Source organism: Paenibacillus sp. FSL E2-0177 (assembly GCF_037992975.1).
In the GTDB taxonomy this organism is placed as follows: domain Bacteria; phylum Bacillota; class Bacilli; order Paenibacillales; family Paenibacillaceae; genus Paenibacillus_AQ; species Paenibacillus_AQ odorifer.
On sequence record NZ_CP150307.1, the window covers coordinates 3,899,913 to 3,922,800 of the forward strand.

The 22,888-nt window shown below is 43.2% G+C and carries 23 protein-coding genes; 3 read left to right on the plus strand and 20 right to left on the minus strand.

Features of this window, described 5'->3' with window-relative positions; translation table 11 throughout:
- Window positions 1-56: 56 nt before the first annotated feature.
- From MHI25_RS17425 to pdhA, 7 genes are all read right to left on the minus strand, one after another.
- Window positions 57-548: a dihydrofolate reductase gene (locus MHI25_RS17425; protein WP_076130027.1), complete on the minus strand. Its 492-nt coding sequence runs from the start codon at window positions 546-548 to the stop codon at window positions 57-59.
- Window positions 549-629: 81 nt separating this feature from the next.
- Window positions 630-1,610: a thymidylate synthase gene (locus MHI25_RS17430; protein WP_340033169.1), complete on the minus strand. Its 981-nt coding sequence runs from the start codon at window positions 1,608-1,610 to the stop codon at window positions 630-632.
- Between the two features lie 141 nt (window positions 1,611-1,751).
- The gene (locus MHI25_RS17435; RefSeq protein WP_076279317.1) at window positions 1,752-2,726 is read right to left on the minus strand and encodes a S66 peptidase family protein; all 975 of its coding nucleotides are present in this window, start codon (window positions 2,724-2,726) and stop codon (window positions 1,752-1,754) included.
- A gap of 152 nt (window positions 2,727-2,878) precedes the next feature.
- Window positions 2,879-4,291: a dihydrolipoyl dehydrogenase gene (gene lpdA / locus MHI25_RS17440; RefSeq protein ID WP_036687684.1), complete on the minus strand. Its 1,413-nt coding sequence runs from the start codon at window positions 4,289-4,291 to the stop codon at window positions 2,879-2,881.
- Between the two features lie 2 nt (window positions 4,292-4,293).
- Window positions 4,294-5,940: a 2-oxo acid dehydrogenase subunit E2 gene (locus MHI25_RS17445; RefSeq protein WP_076184428.1), complete on the minus strand. Its 1,647-nt coding sequence runs from the start codon at window positions 5,938-5,940 to the stop codon at window positions 4,294-4,296.
- Between the two features lie 106 nt (window positions 5,941-6,046).
- Window positions 6,047-7,024 (minus strand): alpha-ketoacid dehydrogenase subunit beta, encoded by a 978-nt coding sequence (locus MHI25_RS17450; protein ID WP_038571553.1) that lies wholly within the window; start codon window positions 7,022-7,024, stop codon window positions 6,047-6,049.
- Window positions 7,025-7,039: 15 nt separating this feature from the next.
- On the minus strand, window positions 7,040-8,107 hold the full coding sequence (pdhA, locus tag MHI25_RS17455; protein ID WP_038571556.1) for a pyruvate dehydrogenase (acetyl-transferring) E1 component subunit alpha: 1,068 nt from the start codon (window positions 8,105-8,107) through the stop codon (window positions 7,040-7,042).
- A 265-nt stretch (window positions 8,108-8,372) separates the two neighbouring features.
- Between pdhA and MHI25_RS17460 the strand changes: the two genes are divergently transcribed.
- On the plus strand, window positions 8,373-9,104 hold the full coding sequence (locus MHI25_RS17460; RefSeq protein WP_076279314.1) for an alpha/beta hydrolase-fold protein: 732 nt from the start codon (window positions 8,373-8,375) through the stop codon (window positions 9,102-9,104).
- Window positions 9,105-9,241: 137 nt separating this feature from the next.
- On the opposite strand, the gene MHI25_RS17465 is transcribed toward MHI25_RS17460, so the two are convergent.
- A complete protein-coding gene (locus MHI25_RS17465) occupies window positions 9,242-9,706 on the minus strand; it encodes a low molecular weight protein-tyrosine-phosphatase (RefSeq protein ID WP_076184504.1) in 465 nt (154 codons plus the stop codon).
- 165 nt (window positions 9,707-9,871) lie between these two features.
- On the opposite strand from MHI25_RS17465, the gene MHI25_RS17470 reads away from it, so the two are divergent.
- Together MHI25_RS17470 and MHI25_RS17475 are read left to right on the plus strand one after the other, a co-directional pair.
- Window positions 9,872-10,513 carry a thiamine diphosphokinase gene (locus MHI25_RS17470; RefSeq protein WP_076309789.1) on the plus strand — a complete coding sequence of 214 codons (642 nt, stop codon included), beginning with the start codon at window positions 9,872-9,874 and terminating at the stop codon, window positions 10,511-10,513.
- Window positions 10,514-10,807: 294 nt separating this feature from the next.
- Complete coding sequence (locus tag MHI25_RS17475) at window positions 10,808-11,308, plus strand: C40 family peptidase (protein WP_076128433.1); 501 nt, start codon at window positions 10,808-10,810, stop codon at window positions 11,306-11,308.
- Window positions 11,309-11,353: 45 nt separating this feature from the next.
- On the opposite strand, the gene MHI25_RS17480 is transcribed toward MHI25_RS17475, so the two are convergent.
- From MHI25_RS17480 to rnz, 12 genes are all read right to left on the minus strand, one after another.
- Window positions 11,354-12,073 carry a response regulator transcription factor gene (locus MHI25_RS17480; RefSeq protein WP_076128431.1) on the minus strand — a complete coding sequence of 240 codons (720 nt, stop codon included), beginning with the start codon at window positions 12,071-12,073 and terminating at the stop codon, window positions 11,354-11,356.
- A 116-nt stretch (window positions 12,074-12,189) separates the two neighbouring features.
- Window positions 12,190-13,230: a ThiF family adenylyltransferase gene (locus MHI25_RS17485; protein WP_340393784.1), complete on the minus strand. Its 1,041-nt coding sequence runs from the start codon at window positions 13,228-13,230 to the stop codon at window positions 12,190-12,192.
- Window positions 13,231-13,303: 73 nt separating this feature from the next.
- Window positions 13,304-14,857 (minus strand): ABC-F family ATP-binding cassette domain-containing protein, encoded by a 1,554-nt coding sequence (locus MHI25_RS17490; protein ID WP_036687697.1) that lies wholly within the window; start codon window positions 14,855-14,857, stop codon window positions 13,304-13,306.
- Between the two features lie 114 nt (window positions 14,858-14,971).
- Window positions 14,972-16,465 (minus strand): serine/threonine-protein kinase, encoded by a 1,494-nt coding sequence (locus MHI25_RS17495; RefSeq protein ID WP_340393786.1) that lies wholly within the window; start codon window positions 16,463-16,465, stop codon window positions 14,972-14,974.
- A gap of 123 nt (window positions 16,466-16,588) precedes the next feature.
- Window positions 16,589-17,605, minus strand: coding sequence for an SAM-dependent methyltransferase (locus MHI25_RS17500; RefSeq protein ID WP_340395691.1), 1,017 nt, complete (start codon window positions 17,603-17,605; stop codon window positions 16,589-16,591).
- Window positions 17,606-17,652: 47 nt separating this feature from the next.
- Window positions 17,653-18,435, minus strand: a complete 783-nt coding sequence (locus MHI25_RS17505) for an ATP-binding cassette domain-containing protein (RefSeq protein WP_036687827.1) — start codon at window positions 18,433-18,435, stop codon at window positions 17,653-17,655.
- Complete coding sequence (locus MHI25_RS17510; RefSeq protein WP_076128425.1) at window positions 18,435-18,758, minus strand: thioredoxin family protein; 324 nt, start codon at window positions 18,756-18,758, stop codon at window positions 18,435-18,437. The genes MHI25_RS17505 and MHI25_RS17510 overlap by 1 nt, the downstream gene beginning before the upstream one ends.
- Window positions 18,755-19,099: a cyclic-phosphate processing receiver domain-containing protein gene (locus tag MHI25_RS17515; protein ID WP_076128423.1), complete on the minus strand. Its 345-nt coding sequence runs from the start codon at window positions 19,097-19,099 to the stop codon at window positions 18,755-18,757. Before MHI25_RS17515 ends, MHI25_RS17510 begins: the two co-directional genes overlap by 4 nt.
- The gene (locus tag MHI25_RS17520) at window positions 19,096-19,959 is read right to left on the minus strand and encodes a deoxyribonuclease IV (protein WP_340393787.1); all 864 of its coding nucleotides are present in this window, start codon (window positions 19,957-19,959) and stop codon (window positions 19,096-19,098) included. Before MHI25_RS17520 ends, MHI25_RS17515 begins: the two co-directional genes overlap by 4 nt.
- Window positions 19,949-20,764, minus strand: coding sequence for a DNA-formamidopyrimidine glycosylase family protein (locus MHI25_RS17525; RefSeq protein WP_076133771.1), 816 nt, complete (start codon window positions 20,762-20,764; stop codon window positions 19,949-19,951). The genes MHI25_RS17520 and MHI25_RS17525 overlap by 11 nt, the downstream gene beginning before the upstream one ends.
- Window positions 20,765-20,809: 45 nt before the next feature.
- Complete coding sequence (locus tag MHI25_RS17530) at window positions 20,810-21,598, minus strand: TIGR01457 family HAD-type hydrolase (protein WP_340393789.1); 789 nt, start codon at window positions 21,596-21,598, stop codon at window positions 20,810-20,812.
- Between the two features lie 293 nt (window positions 21,599-21,891).
- Window positions 21,892-22,830: a ribonuclease Z gene (rnz, locus tag MHI25_RS17535; protein ID WP_340393791.1), complete on the minus strand. Its 939-nt coding sequence runs from the start codon at window positions 22,828-22,830 to the stop codon at window positions 21,892-21,894.
- Window positions 22,831-22,888: the final 58 nt, after the last annotated feature.

Sequence of the window (22,888 nt, forward strand, 5' to 3'; positions counted from 1 at the left end):
AATCTACTGATTATTTGTACTATTTCACATGTTATGTCAGAGAAAACGTTTTATTGCTATTCCGTACGTTCATAAACAAGGAAACGGTAATCATACGGATTCTTCTCATCACGAATTCCCTTGATATTGGAGACCTCTTTCCACATCCTCCAGTCAATCTCAGGAAACCGGGTATCTCCTTCAAAATCCTGTTCGATCTGCGTCAACATCAACTTGTCAGCATACGGCAACATCAACCGGTAAATTTCCGCACCACCGATTACCATCAGCTCATCTTCTTTTCTACCCTCGCTGAGAGCCTCTTCAAGCGTGTGTAGAACCTCTGCACCTTCAGCTGAATAATCAGTATCCCTAGTTAGAATTAGGCTCGTTCTGCCCTTCAAGGGCTTGCCTCCGAGCGAATCCCATGTTTTGCGGCCCATTAGCATTCTTTTGCCCAATGTTTCTGCTTTGAAATAAGCAAAATCCAGCGGCAAATGCCAAGGCATATCGTTATCTTTTCCTATGACATGATTGGCACCCATTGCCCATATTAAGCTAATACTCATGAAGTTCTCTCCTTCCTCCATACTAAAGTAAAAAACTATATTGCCAAAAATTATATTTGCGAATCTTCATTTACAATTACGTTATACTGCGATCGGCGCTTTTATCGAAGGATGCGGATTGTACCCCTCAATGACCAGATCTTCCAGTTCAATATCAAAAATTGATTTCTTCTGTGAATTAATAACCAGTGTAGGCAATGCTCTTAATTCTCTTGATAATTGCTCTTTCACTTGCTCAACATGGTTTGAATAGATATGCGCATCACTAATGCTGTATACAAACTCGCCTACTTCTAGCCCACATTCGTATGCGATTAAATGTGTAAGTAAGGAGTAAGATGGAATATTGAAGTTTGCCCCGAGAAAAGAGTCCGCACTGCGTTGCAGCAAGTGACAGCTTAGTTTACCATTTGCAACGTAGAACTGGAACATAACGTGGCAGGGCGGTAACGCTGCTTTGCTTCCTTTCGTCCCAGCATTTATAACATCTTCCGGGTTCCATGCGCTGACAATTAAACGCCGAGAATCAGGATTTGTTTTGATCTGATGAATAACGTCTTGTAATTGGTCAATTGATTCGCCAGTTGAAGATGTCCAATTCCGCCATTGCTTACCGTAAACGTTTCCTAGCTCGCCATATTTCGCAGCAAACTCATCATCTTCTAAGACACGATCACAGAATGATTTCATCTCTGCTTGATATAATTGATTAAAATCTTCATCAACTAAACAACGATTCCCGAAGTCTGTCATATCCGGGCCTGCATATTCGTCCGATTCAACCCATCTTTTAAAAGCCCATTCATCCCAAATATGATTATTATTTTTCAATAAATAACGAATGTTGGTATCGCCTTTAATAAACCACAATAACTCACTTGCAATTAAGCGAAACGGTGTACGTTTTGTTGTAAACAGCGGGAAGCCTTTTGATAAATCAAATCGCATCTGATAACCAAATACACTAATTGTACCAGTTCCTGTACGATCTTCTTTTTTCACACCATGATCCAAAATATATTGTAAAAAATTCAAATAGGTTTGTTCTAACTCATTCGTCAAAGTATTGCACCTCCGTAATATTTCACCTCATATATTATATCTGAAAAATCCGATTTTTGTAGAAGGTAAGATAATTTTTAAATATATTTAATAATCGGGTTACCTATTCAATTATAAAGGATTGATTCAGCAATTGTATCTCTACTCCGCTATCCTAAGCTCCACTCTTGCCCCATAAGCCCGAAGGCTTGCTTGTCCACCCACAGGAAAGGTAATCATCGGCGATGTATGTCCAAAGTCCACGTCTGCAATCACAGGAATATCGGATAATTCTTCTTTTGAGCGGATAATTGTGGTCAGTAGCTTCTTTGACATACGCGATTCTTTTTGGAACCTGCCGATCACCAACCCTTTGACCTCTTCAAACTCAGGCTGATGAATTAGGGATTGCAGATCTCGATCAAAGGTTGCAGGTGCTGACTCATAATCATCCTCAATGAACAAGATAGAATTTTTTAAACTTGGCATATACTCTGTTCCCTGCAAAAGATTTAAAGTGCATAAATTGCCACCAATAATCGTTCCTTTCGCTTCCCCATCATTGATAATGAAAGGACCTTCATTTTTAATAAATATCCGGTTTTCCTGATCCAGATACCACTCATCATCACTCCAATGCCTGGAAGGCTGCACTAGAATTTCTTTATTGTCCATCATCAGCTTGCGGAAATATTCGATGGTATATTCATTATCGTGGAGCATCGCAAATGTGGAAAAATGCGGTCCGGAGTATGTAACTAATCCTGTTTGAGCATAAATCGCATTACTTAGTGCAGTAATATCCGAATAACCACATAAACGCTTTGGATTCTCTGCAATGATTGAATAATCGATATAACGCAGGAGCTGGTTACTATTGAAGCCCCCAATGGTCGTTAATATTCCTTTCACTTTGGGGTCTAAAAAGGCTTCGTGCAAATCCTCAATTCTCGAATCAATAGAAGAGGAAACAAAATCATCCGTCTCAAAAGAATTTGTTGAAATGGATATCCGAAAACCTAACCGTTCAAGCTGCTCTTTAGCGATTTTTCTTTGCTGAGCATCGATTAATGACAAACTTCTGGAAGGAGAGATAATACGCAGCTCATCTCCAGGCTTTAATTTATCAGCTCTCATCATTGAACCTCCCTATATTTATAAAATACAGATTAAGTAATTGCTCTTCCTCCCAGTATATCTCTTTTCAAAAAAGTGGAAAACACAAAAAAAGGCGGAACGCATTTGCGTCCGCCTTTCTGTTGCCTGCTAGAGCAATTTTTGGAGAAAAATTATTTCATTACATGAATTGGGTGACCTTCAACCAATTCAGCAGCTTCCATGACGATTTCGCCAAGGGTTGGATGCGCATGAATAGTCAAAGCGATATCTTCAAGCGTTGCGCCCATTTCGATTGCCAAACCAAGTTCAGCGATCAAGTTAGAAGCTTCGATACCAACGATTTGAGCTCCCAGTACCAAATTGTTCTCGGAGTTAGCAACAATTTTGATGAAGCCTTCTGGGCTGTTCAAAGATACTGCGCGACCATTTCCTGCGAATGGGAATTTGCCGCTTTTCACTTTGTAGCCTTTGTCTTTTGCTTCTTTTTCAGTCAAACCAACGCTTGAACACTCAGGATCTGTAAATACAACAGCTGGGATGACTTTGTAGTCAACAACAGATGTAAGTCCTGCAATTGCTTCAGCAGCGATTTTACCTTCGTAAGAAGCCTTGTGAGCCAAAGCAAGACCTGGAACAACGTCGCCGATAGCGAAGATGGTAGGAATGCTTGTGCGTCCTTGGTGATCAACTTTGATCAATCCGCGCTCGTCGAGCTCAAGACCGATCAGATCCAGACCAAGTTCACCGTCAGTGTTAGGACGACGACCTACAGTAACAAGCAAGTAATCTGCTGTAACTTCTTTGGACTCGCCACCAACAGAGTATTTCACGGTTACTTCTTTGTCGTTCTGAACAGCACTTTCAGCTTTAGCGTTAGTTACGATTTCGATGCCAGTTTTAGCCATGTTTTTCGCAACAAGACGAGTCATATCTTTATCGAAGCCTGGAAGTACAGTATCCAAACCTTCGATGATTGTTACTTTAGTGCCAAATTTAGAGTACATTTGACCAAGCTCGGCACCGATGTATCCACCACCGATTACGATCATGCTCTTCGGAATTTCTGGAAGTTCCAGAGCTTCAGTCGAAGACAGAATACGTCCGCCGAATGGGAAAGGTTTAAGTTCAATTGGACGGGAACCTGTAGCAATGATGCAGTGTTTGAAGCGGTAACGTGGAGATTCATGATCATTGAACACACGTGCTTCTGTGTCGCTGATAAACATGCACTCGCCGTTAAATACTTCAATTTTGTTGCCCTTCATCAAGCTAGTCACACCGCTAGTCATTTTTTTAACTACGCTGTTCTTGAATTCTTGAGTTTTGGCAAAATCCACTTTAACATTCTCAGCTGTAACGCCGAAAACTTCACCATGCTGTGCGGATTCAAATTGATGCGCAGCAGCGATCAAGGCTTTAGAAGGAATACATCCACGGTTCAAACATACACCGCCGAGTTCCGATTTATCCACGATGAGGACTTTTTGGCCGAGCTGGGCGGCACGAATTGCCGCCACATACCCACCAGGACCTGCACCAATGACCAATGTATCAATATCTAGTGAAGCGTCTCCTACTACCATAATTATACCTCCATAACCAGCAGCTCAGGATTATTGAGCAGCGATTTAATGTAGTTCATAAAGTTTTGAGCAGTCGCACCATCGATAATACGGTGGTCAAAGCTGAGTGACAACGCCATTACTGGAGCAACTACGATTTCACCATTTTTCACAACTGCTTTTTCACTGATACGGCCAGTTCCGAGGATAGCCACTTCAGGGAAGTTGATGATTGGAGTAAAGAACATACCGCCAGCAGAACCGATGTTACTGATGGAGATCGTGCTGCCCTTCATTTCGTTAGCAGACAATTTACCGTCACGGCCACGAACGGCCAAGTCAGTGATGCTGCTAGCAATCATCCAAATGCTCTTACGGTCAGCGTCTTTGATAACTGGAACGATCAAACCGTTTGGTGTATCAGTAGCGATACCGATATTGTAGTATTTCTTGTAGACAATTTCGCCTGCTTCTTCATCAATCATAGCATTGAGTGCTGGGAATTGACGGGAAGCTGCAACAAGTGCCTTAACGATGAATGGAAGGTAAGTAACCTTAACGCCTTTTTTCTCAGCAATAGGTTTCATACGTGTACGGAATGCTACCAGTTCAGTAACATCTACTTCATCCATGATGGTTACGTGTGGAGCCGTGTAAGCCGATTTAACCATTGCGTTGGAGATCGCCTTACGAATACCCTTGAATGGTACACGTTCTTCTTCAAGACTAACGTTACCGCTAGCTGCTGCAGGTGCTGCTTTAGCTTCGGTTTTAGCAGCCTTAGGAGCTTCAGACGACGCTGCTGCTGCAGGAGCTGCTGGTGTAGAACCACCTTTCAAGAAGGCTTCTACGTCTTCACGAGTGATTTTACCACCTTTACCAGTTCCGTTCACTTTGGAAATATCCACTTTTTGCTCACGAGCAAATTTGCGAACGCTTGGTGTAGCCAAAACATCGCGGTCAGGAGCTGGTGTTACACTTGCAGATCCGCCTTCTTTAGCATCAGCAGGGCTTGTTGCTGCAGGGGAAGAAGTAGTGTTTGCACTTCCTTTTGCTGCATCGGCTTCAGCAGATGCATGACCTTCTTGTTCAGGAACGTCGCCTTCAGCAGCGATAATAGCTACAACTTCGCCTACGCGGCAAACTTGGCCATCTTTAGTCAGAACTTCCAATACAGTACCATTCACTGGACATGGAACCTCAACTACCGCCTTGTCATTTTGAACTTCCATGATGATGTCATCATCCGTTACCTTGTCACCGGCTTTGATATGCATTTTGATGATTTCACCTTCATGCAGACCTTCACCCAGCTCAGGGAAGCGATATTCAAAATTCGATGCTTTGTTAGATGCTGGAGCAGCTGGTGCAGCTGGCGCTTGAGCAGCAGGAGCTTCAGTAGCAGCACCCTCTTGATCAGGCACGTCACCTTCTGCTTCGATAATAGCCACTACTTCACCGACACGGCATACTTGACCGTCTTTTGTCAGAACTTCCAATACAGTACCGTTTACTGGGCAAGGCACCTCAACTACCGCCTTGTCATTTTGAACTTCCATTACGATATCATCATCCGTTACCTTGTCACCGGCTTTGATATGCATTTTGATGATTTCACCTTCATGCAGACCTTCACCTAGTTCAGGAAATCGGTATTCAAACTTTGCCACTTTGAAAACCTCCTCGTGAAATTGGGACTAACCTTATGATTTAAACTTTATAAGATGAAACAACGTTGTCATCCATATGGATGACAACTGTTTCTCGTAAAAATATTTAGAATTCCAAAACTTTCTTCACGCCTGCAATAATACGTGCAGGGTTTGGAAGCCATGTATCTTCTATTTGTGCGAATGGATACACAGTATCAGGACCTGCGATACGAAGCACAGGTGCTTCCAAGTGCAGTAGTGCTTTTTCATTGATTTGTGCGATAACTTCAGCAGCTACACCCGCACTCTTTTGTGCTTCTTGCACCACGATAGCACGGTTAGTCTTCTTCACAGACGCTACAATAGTATCGATGTCGATTGGACTTACAGTACGAAGGTCGATAATTTCAACATTAACGCCTTCTTTTTCGAGTTGCTCGGCTGCTTTGGTAGCTGTATGTACCATCAGCCCGTAAGTAATGATCGAAACGTCAGAACCTTCACGTACTACGTTCGCTTTACCAAGTTCAACTGTATATTCACCTTCTGGCACTTCAGCACGGAATGCATGATAAAGGTTCAAGTGCTCCATGAAGAAGACAGGGTCATTGTCGCGAATAGACGCGATTAGAAGTCCCTTCGCATCATATGGGTTTGAAGGAATTACAACTTTAATCCCTGGGCTTTGTGCGATCAAACCTTCGAGTGAGTCAGTGTGAAGCTCAGCAGCCTTAACTCCGCCACCAAAAGGAGTACGGAATACTACTGGAGCGTTATATTTACCGCCAGAACGCCAGCGCAAACGCGCTGCTTGAACAACGATTTGATCCAGTGCTTCAAAGATAAAACCTACGAATTGAATTTCAGCAATCGGACGGAAGCCTTGTACACCAAGACCAAATGCCAGACCGCCGATAGCGGACTCAGCTAGTGGTGTATCAAAAATACGATCTTCGCCAAATTCCTTTTGCAGACCTTCAGTTACACGGAAAACGCCGCCTACATTACCAACATCCTCTCCGAAGATAAGAACGTTAGGGTCACGATTCAGTTCAACGCGCATCGCGTCGCGAATCGCTTCTTTCATATTCATTTGTGCCATTGCCTGATATCCCCCTTATTCAAAATCGGCTTTTTGCTCTTCCAGATGTTTAGGTGTTACTTCGAACATGCTGTCGATCAAGCCAGGTATTGTCATTTTTTCGGTTTGTTCAGCTTTTTTGATCTGCTCGTTAACAGTAGCTTTCGCTTCATCTTTCACACGCAGTGTATCTTCTTCAGTCCAAAGACCTTTCTTCTCCAAATACTTGGCAAGACGGGCGATTGGATCCTTTTCACTCCATTGTCCTTCTTCTTCTTTCGAACGATATTTACTTGCATCGTCAGAAAGGGAGTGTGGACGGAAACGGTAAGTTACAGCTTCGATCAATGTAGCACCTTCGCCGTTGCGTGCACGTTCTGCAGCATCACGTACAGCACTGATTACTGCAAAGATGTCCATACCGTCAACCTTAATCCCTGGAATACCAGCTGCAACCGCTTTGTGAGCGATCGATTTGGAAGCCGTTTGTTTAGCGAACGGAGTCGTAATCGCATACCCGTTGTTTTGAACAAAGAAGATTACAGGCAGTTTAAAACGACCAGCAAAGTTCAAGCCTTCGTAGAAGTCACCTTCTGAAGAACCGCCATCACCAGTGTAAGTAATTGCAACATTCTTTTGTTTTTTCAATTTGAAGCCCATAGCAATACCAGTAGCGTGCAGGATTTGCGCACCGATGATAATTTGTGGCATCAATACATTAACCCCGTCAGGAATAGCTCCACCATGTTGGTGACCGCGGGAATATAAGAAAGCTTGGTACAATGGAAGTCCGTGCCATACTAGCTGCGGAATATCACGGTAGCCTGGGCATAAGAAGTCTTCTTTCTCCAAAGCGAACTCACTACCAATCATGGTAGCTTCTTGACCGGATACCGGTGCGTAGAAACCAAGGCGACCTTGACGGCCAAGGTTTACTGCACGATCATCCCAAGTACGGGTAAATACCATACGATACATAATTTCTTTCAGTTGATCGTCGGTTAAATCGGGCATCTTATCCTTATTGATAATTTCTCCATCCGGGGAAAGTACCGATAGAGCCTCGACGTCCTCTGTATACACTTCATAAGGAACTTTACTCATTATCTTCACCTCAATAAAAAAATTTGAATATCAGCTGCCTCTGTTATAATATTATTATACACCTGTTTAGTTACTTTCGTCAAAGAAATACTTATAAAATTTATATTCCTTCAAATTTTGTATGTATAACAGGTGAGAAAATTTTATATAACAGTTTAACACTTTTCCAACAAGTAAATGATTAATAACACAGTTACACATTTAATAATTTTAGCGTAACCCTGTGTGTATTGCAAAATTCGACAAGAAAGGTGACGTGACAACGATGAGCGATTCTGTTTTTCTGAAACGCACAATTGTAAAAGAAACGCTTTGGAGTGAACATCTGCAGGAGGAACGTAAATTACGTATCTATCTGCCCCCAGGCTACAATGAAGTTCTGAGTTACCCCGTGGTGTACTGCCAAGACGGAGAAGAATTTTTCAACTTTGGACGCATTGCTACACTTGCTGGACAACTTATTATAGAAGAAGATGTCGAGCCCTTCATTATCGTTGGTGTAGAAGTTAACGTCGCTGTTCGGACTCAAGAATACGCTCCGTTCGGCAGCCGATTCAAGGAGTACCTATCTTGCTTTTCCGAAGAGATTATTCCCTTCATTGAAAAAAATTATCCCGTACGCCGTACACCCGACGAACGAATCTTAGCCGGTGATTCCCTTGGAGGCAGCGTCTCCCTCCATCTCGCTCTTGCTTATCCAGCTATCTTCACACGTATCATCAGCCTATCCGGTGCATTCTATCCCGAATCACAAGCCATGCTGGCTAAAGAAGAAGATCTCTCCTGGCTCAACATTAATATGGTCGTTGGACTGCAGGAAACAGATTACCAGACTGATACAGGGACCTATGATTTTGTTCAGATGAACAGAGAAACAAAAGCATTGCTTGAAGCACGTGGAGCTACCGTATCCTACCGGGAGAAAGACGGTCGTCATCTCTGGGGCTTTTGGCAAAAGGAACTCCCTGAATCTCTACTCTATTTTTTAAACACATAATGCCTTATTGATAGAAGCAAAAAATGAACATCTAAAGAACGTATGTAGATTTCAGCCGTGTTTACGCTTACAGTTTAATCCAGCAAATTTCCTTAATTTACTTTAATACTAATCAGAGAGGCTGGAACCCAACCGGGTTACAGCTTTTCTCTTATCACCATTTCTAGCAAAACATCACAGCCTGCATTGATCAAATCATACACCTGTTCAAAATTACCTGTAAAATAAGGGTCTGGTACTTCTCTCAATTCTTCCTCAGGCAATAAATCCATGAAGAACAAAAGCTTAGCCTCTTCCCCACCAGGAACCTTTCGAACATTCTCTCCATTAGACTTGTCCATGCAGACGATATAATCAAACTTCTGAAAATCCTCGCTACTGACCAAACGCGCTGCCATATTTGCATAACTAATCTTGTTTTGATCAAGTATACGTCTAGTCCCTTCATGCGGTTCCTTACCTATATGCCAATCTCCAGTTCCTGCAGAGTCAACCAGAATCTTATGTGAAAGCTCTCGTTCATCAATCTTATGGCGCAGAACGGCCTCCGCCATTGGTGAGCGACAAATATTACCCAGACAGACAAATAGCACGTTTACGATTTCATTCACCTCCCAATTGTTAAAACATTAGTAAATATGAATTTATGCACATAAAAAATCGCACACTATCATTTTAGCGTTGTCTTGGTCAATTGTGCAACTTTTCGATCTGCATTATACTGGGACAGGATAACCAACTAGAGTTTTAGAGGAGGAATGGATGTTATGCCATCCAAACGAGTTGTTATTTTTGCCGGTGGAGAACTATCTCCGGAATATTTCGCTCTATTAGATGAAGAAGATTTTATTATCGGTGCGGACCGGGGTGCATTATTCCTCATCTCACATGGATATATACCCGATATTGCGGTAGGTGATTTTGATTCTGTATCGCCTGAGGCTTTTCAGGATATTCAATCCAAAAGTAAAAAAACAATCACTTGTGACGCCGTGAACAAGGATTTAACCGACAGTGAGATGGCACTCGATATTGCAATGAATCAGCAACCTGATTCTATTTTACTATTAGGAGTTACAGGCACTCGAATTGATCACTCCTTAGCCAGCATTCAAATGATGACAAGGGCTCTGCAACGTCAAATCAATTGCTACGTGATGGATTCTAATAACTATGTGACACTTACCGGATCCCAAACAGTCATTGAAGATTTGGGCTACACCTATGTATCTTTGCTTCCATTAACTCCTGAAGTAACAGGGATTACATTAGAAGGATTTCAATATCCTTTGAATGATGCTACTTTAAAGCTAGGGCAATCTCTAGGTGTAAGCAACAAACTGATTTCCTCCACTGGAACAGTTAGAATACGTAGTGGATTATTGCTGATTATCCAGAGCAAAGACTAAATACATAGTGATATAGAAACATCCTTGTAACTTTTGTTTCAAAATTAAAAAGCCGTTAAATCCTTTATATATCAAGGGGTTTGCGGCTTATTTTATTGCTCAAAATATCAAGTTATTAATTTTTTGTAACTTTTAATGAATTTTTAATAAAACGCTTACAACCCAGGCCCAGCCTCACTTTATTGCTGCTCTACCAAATTTTATGACATAGATAACCTGCTATACTACGAATCAGGCAAGCAAGACAAGCCAAGCAAGACAGATTGATATACTAACTTTGGAGGTACTTACAACATGAATAAACAACAATGGATAAAAAAAGCGATTGTTATAGGAATGGTTACTACAATGGGCTTAGGAACAATGATGGCAACTGGTGTAGGTGCAACTAAAGTTGAAGCCGCTACGGTGTCCAAAGGACAAAGCGTTGTCAATTTCGGAAAAAACTTTATGGGAACTCCATACAAATTCGGAGCCTCTACTTCTACTACTAAGGTTTTTGACTGCTCTTCCTTTATGAAACATATCTTTAATAAATATAATGTATCATTACCCCGCACAGCTGCGGCTCAATCAAAAGTAGGAACTGCTGTATCCAAAGCTAACCTTCGTGTCGGCGATCTTGTATTCTTCTCCAGCGGCAGCAGAGCAACTGGTAAAAATGTAACTCACGTAGCTGTTTACGCTGGAAACGGTAAAATTCTGCACACTTACGGTAAACCAGGTGTTACGGTTTCTGATCTTAATTCTGGTACATGGAAAAAGACTTATCTAAAGGCTCGCCGCGTACTGTAAACAACAGCTCTATAGTAGAGTCTTTTCTATAAAAGAGAATTAGTCTCAGGATGTGGTGCTGCCTTCGGGCACCCTCATTACATATCCTGTTCCGCGAACAGTATGAATCAACTTGTTCCGGTACCCTTTATCAATTTTTAAGCGGATATGCCTGATGTATACATCTACAACATTGGTATCTGCATGGAATTGATATCCCCATACTTGTTTGAGTATTTCCTCGCGGGAACATATAATCCCTCGATTCGCAGCGAGATAATATAGAAGATCGAATTCTTTATGCGTCATCTTAAGCTCGATCCCTTCACGGGTGACCAGCCTGCGGCTGGGATCGAGCATTAAACCATCTACCTTTAACAGATGTTTTAAATTTCGACGCCGACCCGTGAGGGTTAATAAATTTAGAATTCTACATTTAAATTCACCGGTATGTAGTGGTTTTGTCATGAAATCATTCCCTCCGGCTAAAAAGGCCGCAACTGCTCCGTTACCAGATAATTCTTCGGAAATCACCATGACCGGAAGAATCATTCCCTCATCTCTTACTGCGGAAATGATTTTCCATCCTTCCCATGTTCCCACCTCGCCTAAATCAGCAAGCAGTAATACCGGTTCTACTTCAGAAATGGATAAGCGAAGATCTTCGGGATCTTCGCTTTTTGTTATTTGCAGACCGATATCATTAAACACTTTCGCAATAGCGTCTAGTTCTTCCTCTCCTCTTCCGTTTCCCGCAGACATGTACCATATCATTTGCTCACTCACGAAGATCCCCCGTATCCATCAGACATGCATCAGCATCCCATTAATAGATATAGAATCCCCGGAAAACAAAGAGACCATTCCTATGAAATGGCCTGAAGATCTGTTTATTATGCTTTTTATCCAAAATATCGATGATAAAAGCTACGGGCAGCGGCAATATCCTTCGTTCCATGGATCAATGCCCGGCCATCTGCGAAGATCACCATCCGGTAAGGACCTTCCTTAAAGGAAATCAGATAAGGATTGCTCTCTACCTCACCGTCTCCTAAACGAGACAGACGACTGGCTGTTTCCTGCAAGTTAAGTTTCTGCGGCCGGGCAGGGCGGATCTGTACGGTATCCCTGCCACAAAGCACATCACTTCGTTCCGTATTTGAGGCTGTTAGATAAGGGTAGATCGGATGAGTCCCACAAGAAGGACAATTCTCCTTTTTAGCACTTTTCACGCCAATTTCTTGATGTTCATTACGCCATACATCGAAAGTCAGCAGTTTATTTCGTAATTGGTCCTTACGGTTACCGAGAAGTTTTAACGCCTCAGCCGTAGCATTTGCAGTAACCAATTGCACGGCCTGTGGGAGAATACCCGCTGTATCACAGGTATCTCCCCCTAGTGGGACTGTACCTAAAAGACAATGAAGACATGGCGTTTCTCCAGGCAAAATCGTATATGTAATTCCATAGCTTCCTACACATGCTCCATAAATCCAAGGGATATTATTCTTTTGGGCAATATCATTAATGATGAGACGTGTATCGAAATTATCAGTCCCATCCATAATCAGGTCCACCCCTGAGATGAGTCCTTCCAGCTCTTCCTTCCGCACATCCATAACATGCGCTTCTATGACAACCTCAGAATTAATCTGCTGCAGTCTGTTCTGGGCTGCAATGGCTTTTGGAGCTCTCTCCTGCGCATCCATCTCGGTATACAGCTGTTGGCGCTGCAGGTTACTCCACTCTACATAATCGCGGTCAACGATAAGAACATGCCCAACCCCACAGCGGACTAATGTCTCTGCAATCCCTGTACCTAACGCACCCGCACCAACTACAAGCACTTTTGATTTTGCGAGACCCTGCTGTCCTTCAGTTCCAAACGGCGCGAAACGTATCTGTCGTGAGTATCGATCTTCTCGCCCAGCGTTATGAAACATACATTATCTCCTCCCCATATCCAAAAAGCGGAGAACAGCAGGATGTCTGCTATTCTCCGGATTTATGATTATTCTATACCTGTACAGCTGACCACTGCTCAACATCCCAAATTTTCGTAACCCAATCTTCATAAAAATCAGGTTCATGAGATACAAGCAGGACTGTGCCTTTATATTCTTGCAAAGCGCGCTTCAACTCTGCTTTAGCAATAACGTCAAGGTGATTGGTAGGTTCATCGAACAGTACCCAGTTGCTTTCGCGCATCAAAAGCTTACAAAGTCGCACTTTCGCTTGCTCCCCACCACTCAGCATACTAAGCGGACGTGTAATATGTTCATTTTTTAGGCCACAGCGTGCCAGATGTCCACGAACTTCGTTCTGAGTTAAACTGGAGAATTCATTCCAGACATCCTCTATGGGTGTAAGACTAGCTGCTTTCACTTCTTGTTGGAAATATGCAGGGTTCAGATAATCCCCAAGATAGGTTTTGCCGCTGTATGTTGGGATCACTCCCAGAATTGTCTTCAGCAGTGTCGATTTACCCACACCATTGCAGCCAACAATAGCAATCTTCTCTCCACGTTCAATGACCATATTTAGCTGTGGCAGCAGCGGACGATCATAACCGATCTCGAAATCAATTCCCTCGAAGACGGTTTTCCCGCTTGCCCGGCTCTCTTTAAACTTAAAGGTCGGCTTAGCAGCTTCTTCAGGCCGATCAATTCGGTCCATACGATCAAGCTGCTTCTCACGGCTTTTTGCCCGGCCTGAAGTTGAAGCACGCGCTTTATTCCGCTGGATGAAGTCCTCTTGTTTTTTAATAAAATCTTGTTGCTTCTCATAGGCATCGATATGCTGGTTTTTGTTCATCTCCGCCATATCGAGGAATTTCTCATAGTTCGCCGTGTAACGGGTCAATTTACCGAACTCTAAGTGATAAACGACATTAACGACTTTATTCATAAACTCAGTGTCATGGGAAATCAATATAAATGCATATGGGTACTGTTTCAAATAGTTGGTCAGCCAATCGATATGCTCAACATCCAAATAGTTGGTAGGCTCATCAAGCAATAGTACATTGGGTTTCTCCAGCAACAGCTTCGCCAGCAGCACTTTGGTTCTTTGACCACCGCTGAGAGAAGCAACATCACGATCTAGCCCAATCACGGACAGGCCTAAACCATTGGCCATTTCCTCTACTTTTACATCAATCAGATAGAAATCTCCGATATCCAGTTGTTCCTGAATGTCTCCCATCTGCTCCAGTAGTACTTCTAGTTCCTCAGGCGAAGCATCACCCATCTGCTCTGTGATCTTCAGCATTTCCTGCTCCAACTCAAGCAGTGGCAAAAAAGCGTCCTTTAGAACATCGCGAATCGTTTTGCCCGGTGTAAGAATCGTATGTTGGTCCAAATAACCGTAACGCACCCGAGGGGTCCACTCTACTTTACCATTATCCTTCAAAAGCTTTCCTGTCAAAATGTTCATTAGCGTCGATTTACCAACGCCATTTGCTCCAACAATTCCCACATGTTCTCCTGGTAACAACCGGAAAGACACGTTCTTGAACAATGTCCGATCCCCAAAATTGTGGGAAACGTCTTCTACAGTAAGTAAACTCATAAATTCTCCGCAAGCTCCTGTCTATACTTAAATAATGCGTAAATCAAATCACGTATAAATATATATTTTATCATACTTTAGCGGAACACTGAATTAAATGTTAGTCCCAATAGTCTATCTTAAGAAAAAACCACGGCGTTTTCTAACGTTTCGCTCGCCCTTAATGTCCCCTAACAGCTCAGCAATTACATCTGCCAACTTCCCTTTTTGTAAAAATGGATCTTGCTGACACGGTAGATTATAAACTCTATCTATACCTAAAGAATTTCGCAATAGTTCAACAGATTGGTATTCAGCAAGTGGTAACCCCACTCTCCATTCCCGTTCAGGCTGCAGCCCACTCCGTTTAATCCATAATAAAGATTCCTCCAATCGCCAATCGGCGCCAGAAGCAATCAGAATGGGAATATCGCTATGCTTGATTTCTTCCAGCGCTCCATCAAATCCACCCGTGCCCAGATCTAAGACAACAAATTGATAAGCCCCTCTCATAAGCTCTGCTACATCCCCATGGTGAGGTCGCTTCCAGTAATGAACCTTCCTCCAGGAAAATACAGACTCAGAGCTCTCATCAGGAACTGAAGCGCTCTGCACATCAACCATATTGTGCATGCGCTCATAAACCGATGAATCCGGTGATAGATCAACCCAAGCTGTTGAACCGATCTGTGCCAGATAACTGCTAATTGCAAATGAAGTATGTGTTGTTCCAAGTCCCGGCCTTACTCCAAGTAAGGCGATCACTTTAGCCTTCCGTTTATCAACCGCTAGGGGCACAGACACTGCTAAAGGATTACCTTCATCCATATCATTCTCCACACGAACCAGCGCTTGAATAACAGCTGTTGCCTCCTGATATCTTTCCTCCGGATGAGGCCGTAATAAACGTCTAATTATAGGAATAAAAGCTGCGGGAACATGATCACGCAACTTATTTTCCATTCCAGACTCCCAGTGGCTGCATAAGCCTCCGGTAGCCATATACAAAAGTAACGCACCAAGACCATATAAATCAGAAACCGGCTGACTCTGCCCATTCCCATACTGCTCAGGAGCCGCAAATCCTACTGTACCAAGCTTCACCGTATCTTCAACGATTCCTTTTCTAAAATTCCGAGCGATTCCGAAGTCGATTAACATCAATTCTTTTTGCTTAGTTAACATAAGATTGGAGGGCTTTAAATCACGATAAACAATGGGCGGATGATGACCATGCAAATATTGCAGAACTTCTAAAAGCTGTTTAGCTATTTGTAGGATGAACTCACAAGGTAAAGGTCCGGGATTATCCTTCATCAGCTGACTTAAAGTTATCCCTTCAATATAATCCATAACTAAATAAGAATACCCTTCTTTATCCGAAAGATAGTAATCAACAATACGGGGAAGCCGCGGGTGATCCAGACCCATTAGCATCTCCGCTTCCGCCTCAATGTCTGAAGGTAGTTCTTCTGAGCTTACACTTTCTTTTACAGCCCAGCGTTTCCCCTTTAAACGCAGATCCTCCGCAAGATAGACAATACTCATTCCACCTGTTCCAATCTGATCAATAATTCTGTATCTGGCGTCCATTATCTGCCCTACCCCAAGCTTCGATGCAAAATTCACCTGAACTCCCCCCTTTTTCACATAAAAAAAGAGAAAGCTTCCGCCATTAACGTTGTTACCGCAGATTACGATAACGTTAATAACGGGATGCTTTCCCTTAAGATTTTTAAATTAGGATCTAACTTAGTATTTAATCATATAAAGTGTTATTTCGTCACGATTATGAAACAGCTGCTTGGCCCGTTGAATCTGCATACGTTCGCCCTCAAACATTGCAATGATCTCTTTGATCATCGCTAGTGGTTTCTTATGCATCAACTTCACAGTCACAATCGCTGTTCCACCTGGGGACAGGCTGTGCAGCAGCCCGGTTACAAGCTTCGCCATCAGCTTAGGACTCCAGCTCATATCACATACAAGCAGATCAAATTCATTGTCGCGGAATTTCACTTCTCCGGCATTTTTGCGCAGGATCTTCAGACCCGGGTAATTACGCAGCGATTCATGCATCAAAGCAGGGTCAACCGCTGTTACCTTCATTCCACGCTCCAGCAAGAAAGAAGTCCAGCCCCCTGGAGAGGCACCGATATCAAGCGCATTACGGAAGCTGTAAAAAGGAATAGCGAACTCCTTCTCCGCTTCCATCAGCTTGAACTTAGCACGTGAGATTTGTCCGTCTTCCTTGCGGAAACGGATTGCACCGCCATTCCAGCCGGATAGATTCTCTTCTGGTCTGGACACTCCTGCATATAAGGCATTCCCGTCTGCGTAGACAGAAATGACCCATGCCGGATCTTGTACTGTAAATTCTGCACCCAAGCTCTGCAATTGCTCCTGCAGCCATTCACGAAGTTCGCCCGGACTTTCCTGCCAGAAGGAAGGATCCCCTTTACGAACATTTAGGGATATTTTCTCCCCCTCTAGCTCACTGCGGCGGCTTAAATACACAGCCAAACGCTGTAACCCATCCATGGTTCCTTCATCCTGAAACTGCACAGGCTGTATATGACGAAGGAAAATGGGCAGATTCTGTGTGAGCAATCGTGATACTTCCTCGGGTTCAGACTGCAAGGTGGCTAGAAAGATTTCTCCCGGCAGCAGCAGCGTACTCTTCACTGCGCCGAACAAGCGCCGAAGCTCTTCCTGAGCATATGGCGCAAAGCCGTGATTAGCTGTACAAATATATCGGGAGTACACCATTTCTTCCGGAGCAGTGGTCTGCTCTTCGTTATCATGTCTTAATTCGTTCAAATCGTTTTGCCTCCAGGTCTAATTTTAATCCAGGGACGACCGCTATCCCATTCTACATCAACAGGAATATCATAGGTGGCCAAGATCATTTCTTTGGTTAATACTTCTTCTTTCGGTCCGGAACCAGCTAGCTTACCGTCGCGAATTAAAGCAACATGTGTAAAAAGCGGGACAATTTCTTCCACATGATGAGTTACATATACAACGGAGACATTACGTTGTCTCAGCTTGTCTACTTCAGCCAGCATTTTTTCTCTTTCGTACAGATCAAGACCTGCACAAGGCTCGTCCATAATCAGTAGTTTGGGGTCAGCCATAAGACATCTTGCCAGCATTGCTTTTTTTCGCTCTCCCTGTGACAAGGTTCCAAAAGGATGAAGTGCCATATTGCCCAGATTCATATCCTCTAGCAAGCGGATTGCCTTCTCCTTCACTTCGTGTGGAATGCTCTCGTAGAAACGCAAATAAGCGTAAGCTCCTGTAGCTACAACCTCCCACACCGGATCATTTAAAGACATTTTCTCCATTAAGGAAGGACCAATATAACCAATCTCTTTACGAACCTCGCGTAAATCACATTGACCATATTTATTCCCCAATACCTCAACAGTTCCTTTGCTAGGGAATAAATAACCTGTCATAATCTCCAAAATTGTTGTTTTGCCCGAACCATTTCGTCCCAAAATGACCCAGTTTTCGCCTTCCTTCACTTCTAACGATACATCGTCCAAGATTAGGCTTTCTTCTCTGCGCAGAGATAAATGTTGTAATGAAATGATCATGATATAACACTCCTTATGTATTCCAGAATCCGCTCAACTGAAACCATTGAATAATAAATATGCGGATTCTCTATCCGGTCAGCAGAAGCCACAAGTAGAGCAGGGACACTGGTAATACGGTATTGTTGGACCAGATTAGGCAACATGTTTACATTTCCGGCAACCATTTGGAGTTCAGCAGGCAATAGATGTGCCGCTACTTCCAACATGCGTTCTGTAGCCTTACAGGTACCACACAGCGGAGTATGCAAAAATACTACCAGCGGTTCTCCCGGTCTCGTGAGTATCTCCAGTAAATCCGCTTCATTCATTTCCTTCATTTCAGATCCGTCTCCCCAGCGATATCATAAAGCTTATCAGAACTTAGGGGACCATTAAACAAGATCATCCCCTCAGGTTTAGCCGCGTATAAGATTTCATACATTTCTTTTCTCCCTAAAACACTGGAGGTGTGTAGATAGATTTCACGGGGGTACAGCCCTTCCAGAACAATCCGTCTGGCCACTTCCCCACCAGAATAATCATCCGGTCCCATATCATAATCTAACGATAAAATACCAACCTCACACTCACGCAGCATCAGAAGACATTCTTCTGTTGTCCTGGCTAAAGCAAATCCAAGCGGACCTTTACGGAGATCGTCCATATAGATATGAATCACTTTCTAGCCCCCGCTTCAAACCAACTGCGAACAGTAGCTATTTCATTCCGATGACTGCCATCTGGACCCTTTTCAGTTTCCAAAACAACAGATTTTTTACGTAATGGATCAGAAGTTATTAAGCGCTTTAGACCCTCTTCGCCGATATAACCTTTTCCTATTCCAGCATGCCGGTCCCGTCTCGAATCAAAGGGAAACTTAGAATCATTTAGATGAACAGCTACAAGATGCGTCCAAAATCCAAGCTGGTTTCCTCGTTCAAGCAAGTCTTCCGTATGCTCAGGATTCCAAATTCCCGCCGCAAAAGCATGACAGGTATCCAGACAAAATCCAATCTTCTCGGGAAACTGGCTAAGCTCACGAACCTTCACCAATTCTTCAAGTGTAATCCCTTCGGTACCATGGTTGCCCGCTTGATTCTCGATTAACAGCTTGGCGTTACCTTCCCAGGACTCCAGCGTCTCATTCATACATTGTATAATATTTTGATAGCCTTGTAACGGCTCCATTCCAGCAAAATGTCCAAAATGAACAACAATGCCTAAGGAACCGCAGGCTTCAGCAATTTCCAGATCATTAAGTAGGGAGTCTACATACACCTTTCGCGGGGTAGCGTCATCCCTATTCGCAGCCATATTGATTGCATAAGGGGTGTGGGCGATAGAGGTGATCCCTTTTTCTTGGCAAAAGAGTGCACAATCCCTTGTATCTCGAATATCAACCGTCTTTAACTTCAGACTGCGCGGATTTTTCGGAAAATATTGAAAACTTGTTGCACCGCTCTCCCAAGCAAATCGGGCAGCTCTCCCATATCCACCACGAATGCTGACATGAGCCCCTATTTTGGGTTTAGGCTTCATGCTGACAGTCTGGGCAATAAAATACTTTGCGTCCAGACAGCTCTGTTTTGATAATCGTTCCCCCATCGCGTAGGCAAGGCTCGCCCTCACGGTCATAGACTTTACATTGATCATTATAAGAACCCGTAACCGTATCACCGGTCATAAATGGCATTTCCATGTATCCGCCAATCTCTGTCGCATCAGTTAATACTTTTTGAATGCTTTGATACAGGCGGGAAATGGCTTCAGGTGATAAATTTTGTACTAAAACTGAAGGCAGAAGCCCTGCGTCAAAAGCAATCTCATCCGCATAACAATTTCCAATACCCGCCATTACATGCTGATTCACTAACAGACTTTTTAACGCACCACGCCGCCCTTTTAATATTCCTGCAAAACGTTCCGGCGTCATCCGTCGATCCAGCAGCTCAGGTCCAAGCTTACCCATCGTTGCTTCGCTTTCCTTCACGGATACTAAATGTAAGAACCCTAACCGCAGGCCCATAAAATAAAGGATCTGATCACCAAATGCGATTTCTACTTGCGTATTACGATCCGGCCGTTCTTCTTCTGAACCATAAAAAAGCAATCCACCCAGCATTAAATGCAATAGTAATCTTCGTCCATCATGGAGATGAAACAAAATATACTTGGCGCGCCGCTCTACAAAAACAACACGCGCACCGATCAAGGCATTAATGAAAGCTTCTGTTTCCATGTTAATTGTTTTTTCTCTGTTCACAATTACATTAGTTATCGGAACATTTATAATACGCTGGCTAAGCAGCTGTCTATAATTCTCCATTTCCGGCAATTCTGGCATACTCATCGTCCCCTCTAAGTTGGTGAAGTAATAAGACCCTAGCTATTATACACCGAGAAACATTTTAAGTTCAGCTAAATCGGCACATATTTCATCGGGAGTGATCCCTGTGATGCTTTTATAGTGCTCCAGATTCTCTGTAGTGGTTAAACCAGTAAGAACAAGGATTGTACGACAGCCCGCATTAACACCCGCAGCGATATCCGTACGCATATTATCCCCAACAACAGCAGCATGTTCAGGTTGAATGTTCAGAAGATCTGTCGCATATTTGATCAGGTGGGATTCAGGTTTACCGATCACTACTGGCTTCACTCCACTTGCAGCCTCAATTGCTGCACCAATCGTACCCGCACCCGGCATAACCCCATCATCTGATGGTAACATTAAATCTGGATTGGTGAGCACAAACTTTGCCCCGCTCAAAATCCAACGCGAAGCTTGAGCTAACGAAGCATAATTAAAAGAACGATCGATACCTTGCACCACATAATCAGGGGATTCTGTAACGATTTGGAGCCCTGCCTCAACGCAAGCCATACGCAGTCCCTCTTCTCCAAGTATCGCCACTGTAGCCCCAGGTGATTCCTCAGCTATGTAACGTGCGGCTGCCATAGAAGAGGTACATACCTCCTCAGCTTTCGCCTCAATTCCCATTCCACTTAAGTGGGCAGCAACGTTAGCTGCCGTACGCGATGAGTTATTAGTAACAAATAAAAAAGGGATATCCGCTTCACGAAGAGCTTTTATCAGCAGATCAGCACCGGGAATCATTTTATGCCCATGGTACAATGTACCATCTAGATCAATCAATAATCCTTCAATTTGTTCCATCACTAACCCCTCAGTTTCCACAATAAATTTAATTAATATAATAAATAAATAATAGTATTAACAAACTCGTAGCCTTTGCCCTGCTTGGATTTACAGGAAAACTCAATCCCTTTAGGTGGAAGATATCACCTACTGATTTTCGGCAATATGTCCAGCCATTCGTTCGTCTTTTACTCCGTGATTACTTTAAATCTAACACACTTCGTCGAATGAAATCGAACAACCGTCCCATCCAGCATTTTTTAGCATAGCACTGTCATTTCCTGCGCTTTCCCGGAAAATAATCATTCCCCCTATTGCCCATTTAGTCTGCGAGGTACCGGATATGCATTAAATTCCTCAGCTAATAATGTCTCTGGGAATAGGAGTTCAGCTTCCTCAAGCAAAGGAATTAACTCTTCATGCGAGCTGTAACGAGAACTGAAATGAGTCAGCAACAGCTGTCCTGCTTTGGCTTCTTTTGCTAACTCTGCAGCCTGACGGGCTGTACTATGATGATATTGATACGCCATGTCAGCCAGATCATGGGCGAAGGTTGCTTCATGAACGATAAGGTCTGCATTAAGAGAGAGTTCTAAGGCTCCCGAACAAGGTCTTGTATCTCCAAGGATAGTAACAATACGTCCTCGTTTGGGTTCCCTGACAACATTAGCAGCACAGATTCGCACACCTTCATCCGTAACAACATCTTCACCTTTTTTTAATTTTCCATAAATCGGTCCCGGTTTTAAACCATAACTCTTAAGCAATTCCGTATTGAGGCTTCCGGGACTATCCTTTTCCGTTACCCGGTAGCCATAGCTGTCAATGCGGTGCTCAAGTAATGCAGCCTCAACTTTAAAGCTATCATCCTCGAATATAATTCCTCCTGTATGCTCAACAATCTCAATCTTATAAGGAATTCGGGATTGGCTCACAGCTAAGGAGATCTCTAAGTAAGCTTTTAATCCAGGGGGTCCGTACACCGTTAACGGCGCTGTCCCTCCCTGATAACCACGACTTGATAATAGACCTGGAAGACCAAATAGGTGATCACCATGCAAGTGGGTAATGAATAGCTTTTCCAGCTTTCCTAGCCGTATCGGTGAACGAAGAACCTGATGTTGTGTACCTTCCCCACAATCGAACATCCAAATACTGCGACGTTCTTCCAGCAGTCTTAATGTAACGGATGTTACATTGCGTTGTAGCGTTGGCACACCTGCATTAGTACCTAAAAAATATAAATCCATTCTTTTTCCTCCCTTCTGCTTATTGGCTCAACCATCTCTTTTCAATTCTAAACGACCT

What these genes read in the sequence shown, in the direction of transcription:
- MHI25_RS17425 (WP_076130027.1), bottom strand. Translation starts at nt 548, where the DNA reads ATGAGTATTAGCTTAATATGGGCAATGGGTGCCAATCATGTCATAGGA.
- MHI25_RS17485 (WP_340393784.1), bottom strand. Translation starts at nt 13,230, where the DNA reads ATGTTTCATAACGCTGGGCGAGAAGATCGATACTCACGACAGATACGT.
- MHI25_RS17500 (WP_340395691.1), bottom strand. Translation starts at nt 17,605, where the DNA reads ATGGTGTACTCCCGATATATTTGTACAGCTAATCACGGCTTTGCGCCA.
- MHI25_RS17460 (WP_076279314.1), top strand. Translation starts at nt 8,373, where the DNA reads ATGAGCGATTCTGTTTTTCTGAAACGCACAATTGTAAAAGAAACGCTT.
- MHI25_RS17525 (WP_076133771.1), bottom strand. Translation starts at nt 20,764, where the DNA reads ATGCCAGAATTGCCGGAAATGGAGAATTATAGACAGCTGCTTAGCCAG.
- pdhA (WP_038571556.1), bottom strand. Translation starts at nt 8,107, where the DNA reads ATGAGTAAAGTTCCTTATGAAGTGTATACAGAGGACGTCGAGGCTCTA.
- MHI25_RS17490 (WP_036687697.1), bottom strand. Translation starts at nt 14,857, where the DNA reads ATGAGTTTACTTACTGTAGAAGACGTTTCCCACAATTTTGGGGATCGG.
- MHI25_RS17530 (WP_340393789.1), bottom strand. Translation starts at nt 21,598, where the DNA reads ATGGAACAAATTGAAGGATTATTGATTGATCTAGATGGTACATTGTAC.
- MHI25_RS17520 (WP_340393787.1), bottom strand. Translation starts at nt 19,959, where the DNA reads ATGAAGCCTAAACCCAAAATAGGGGCTCATGTCAGCATTCGTGGTGGA.
- MHI25_RS17510 (WP_076128425.1), bottom strand. Translation starts at nt 18,758, where the DNA reads ATGAAGGAAATGAATGAAGCGGATTTACTGGAGATACTCACGAGACCG.
- MHI25_RS17450 (WP_038571553.1), bottom strand. Translation starts at nt 7,024, where the DNA reads ATGGCACAAATGAATATGAAAGAAGCGATTCGCGACGCGATGCGCGTT.
- MHI25_RS17475 (WP_076128433.1), top strand. Translation starts at nt 10,808, where the DNA reads ATGAATAAACAACAATGGATAAAAAAAGCGATTGTTATAGGAATGGTT.
- MHI25_RS17435 (WP_076279317.1), bottom strand. Translation starts at nt 2,726, where the DNA reads ATGAGAGCTGATAAATTAAAGCCTGGAGATGAGCTGCGTATTATCTCT.
- MHI25_RS17470 (WP_076309789.1), top strand. Translation starts at nt 9,872, where the DNA reads ATGCCATCCAAACGAGTTGTTATTTTTGCCGGTGGAGAACTATCTCCG.
- rnz (WP_340393791.1), bottom strand. Translation starts at nt 22,830, where the DNA reads ATGGATTTATATTTTTTAGGTACTAATGCAGGTGTGCCAACGCTACAA.
- lpdA (WP_036687684.1), bottom strand. Translation starts at nt 4,291, where the DNA reads ATGGTAGTAGGAGACGCTTCACTAGATATTGATACATTGGTCATTGGT.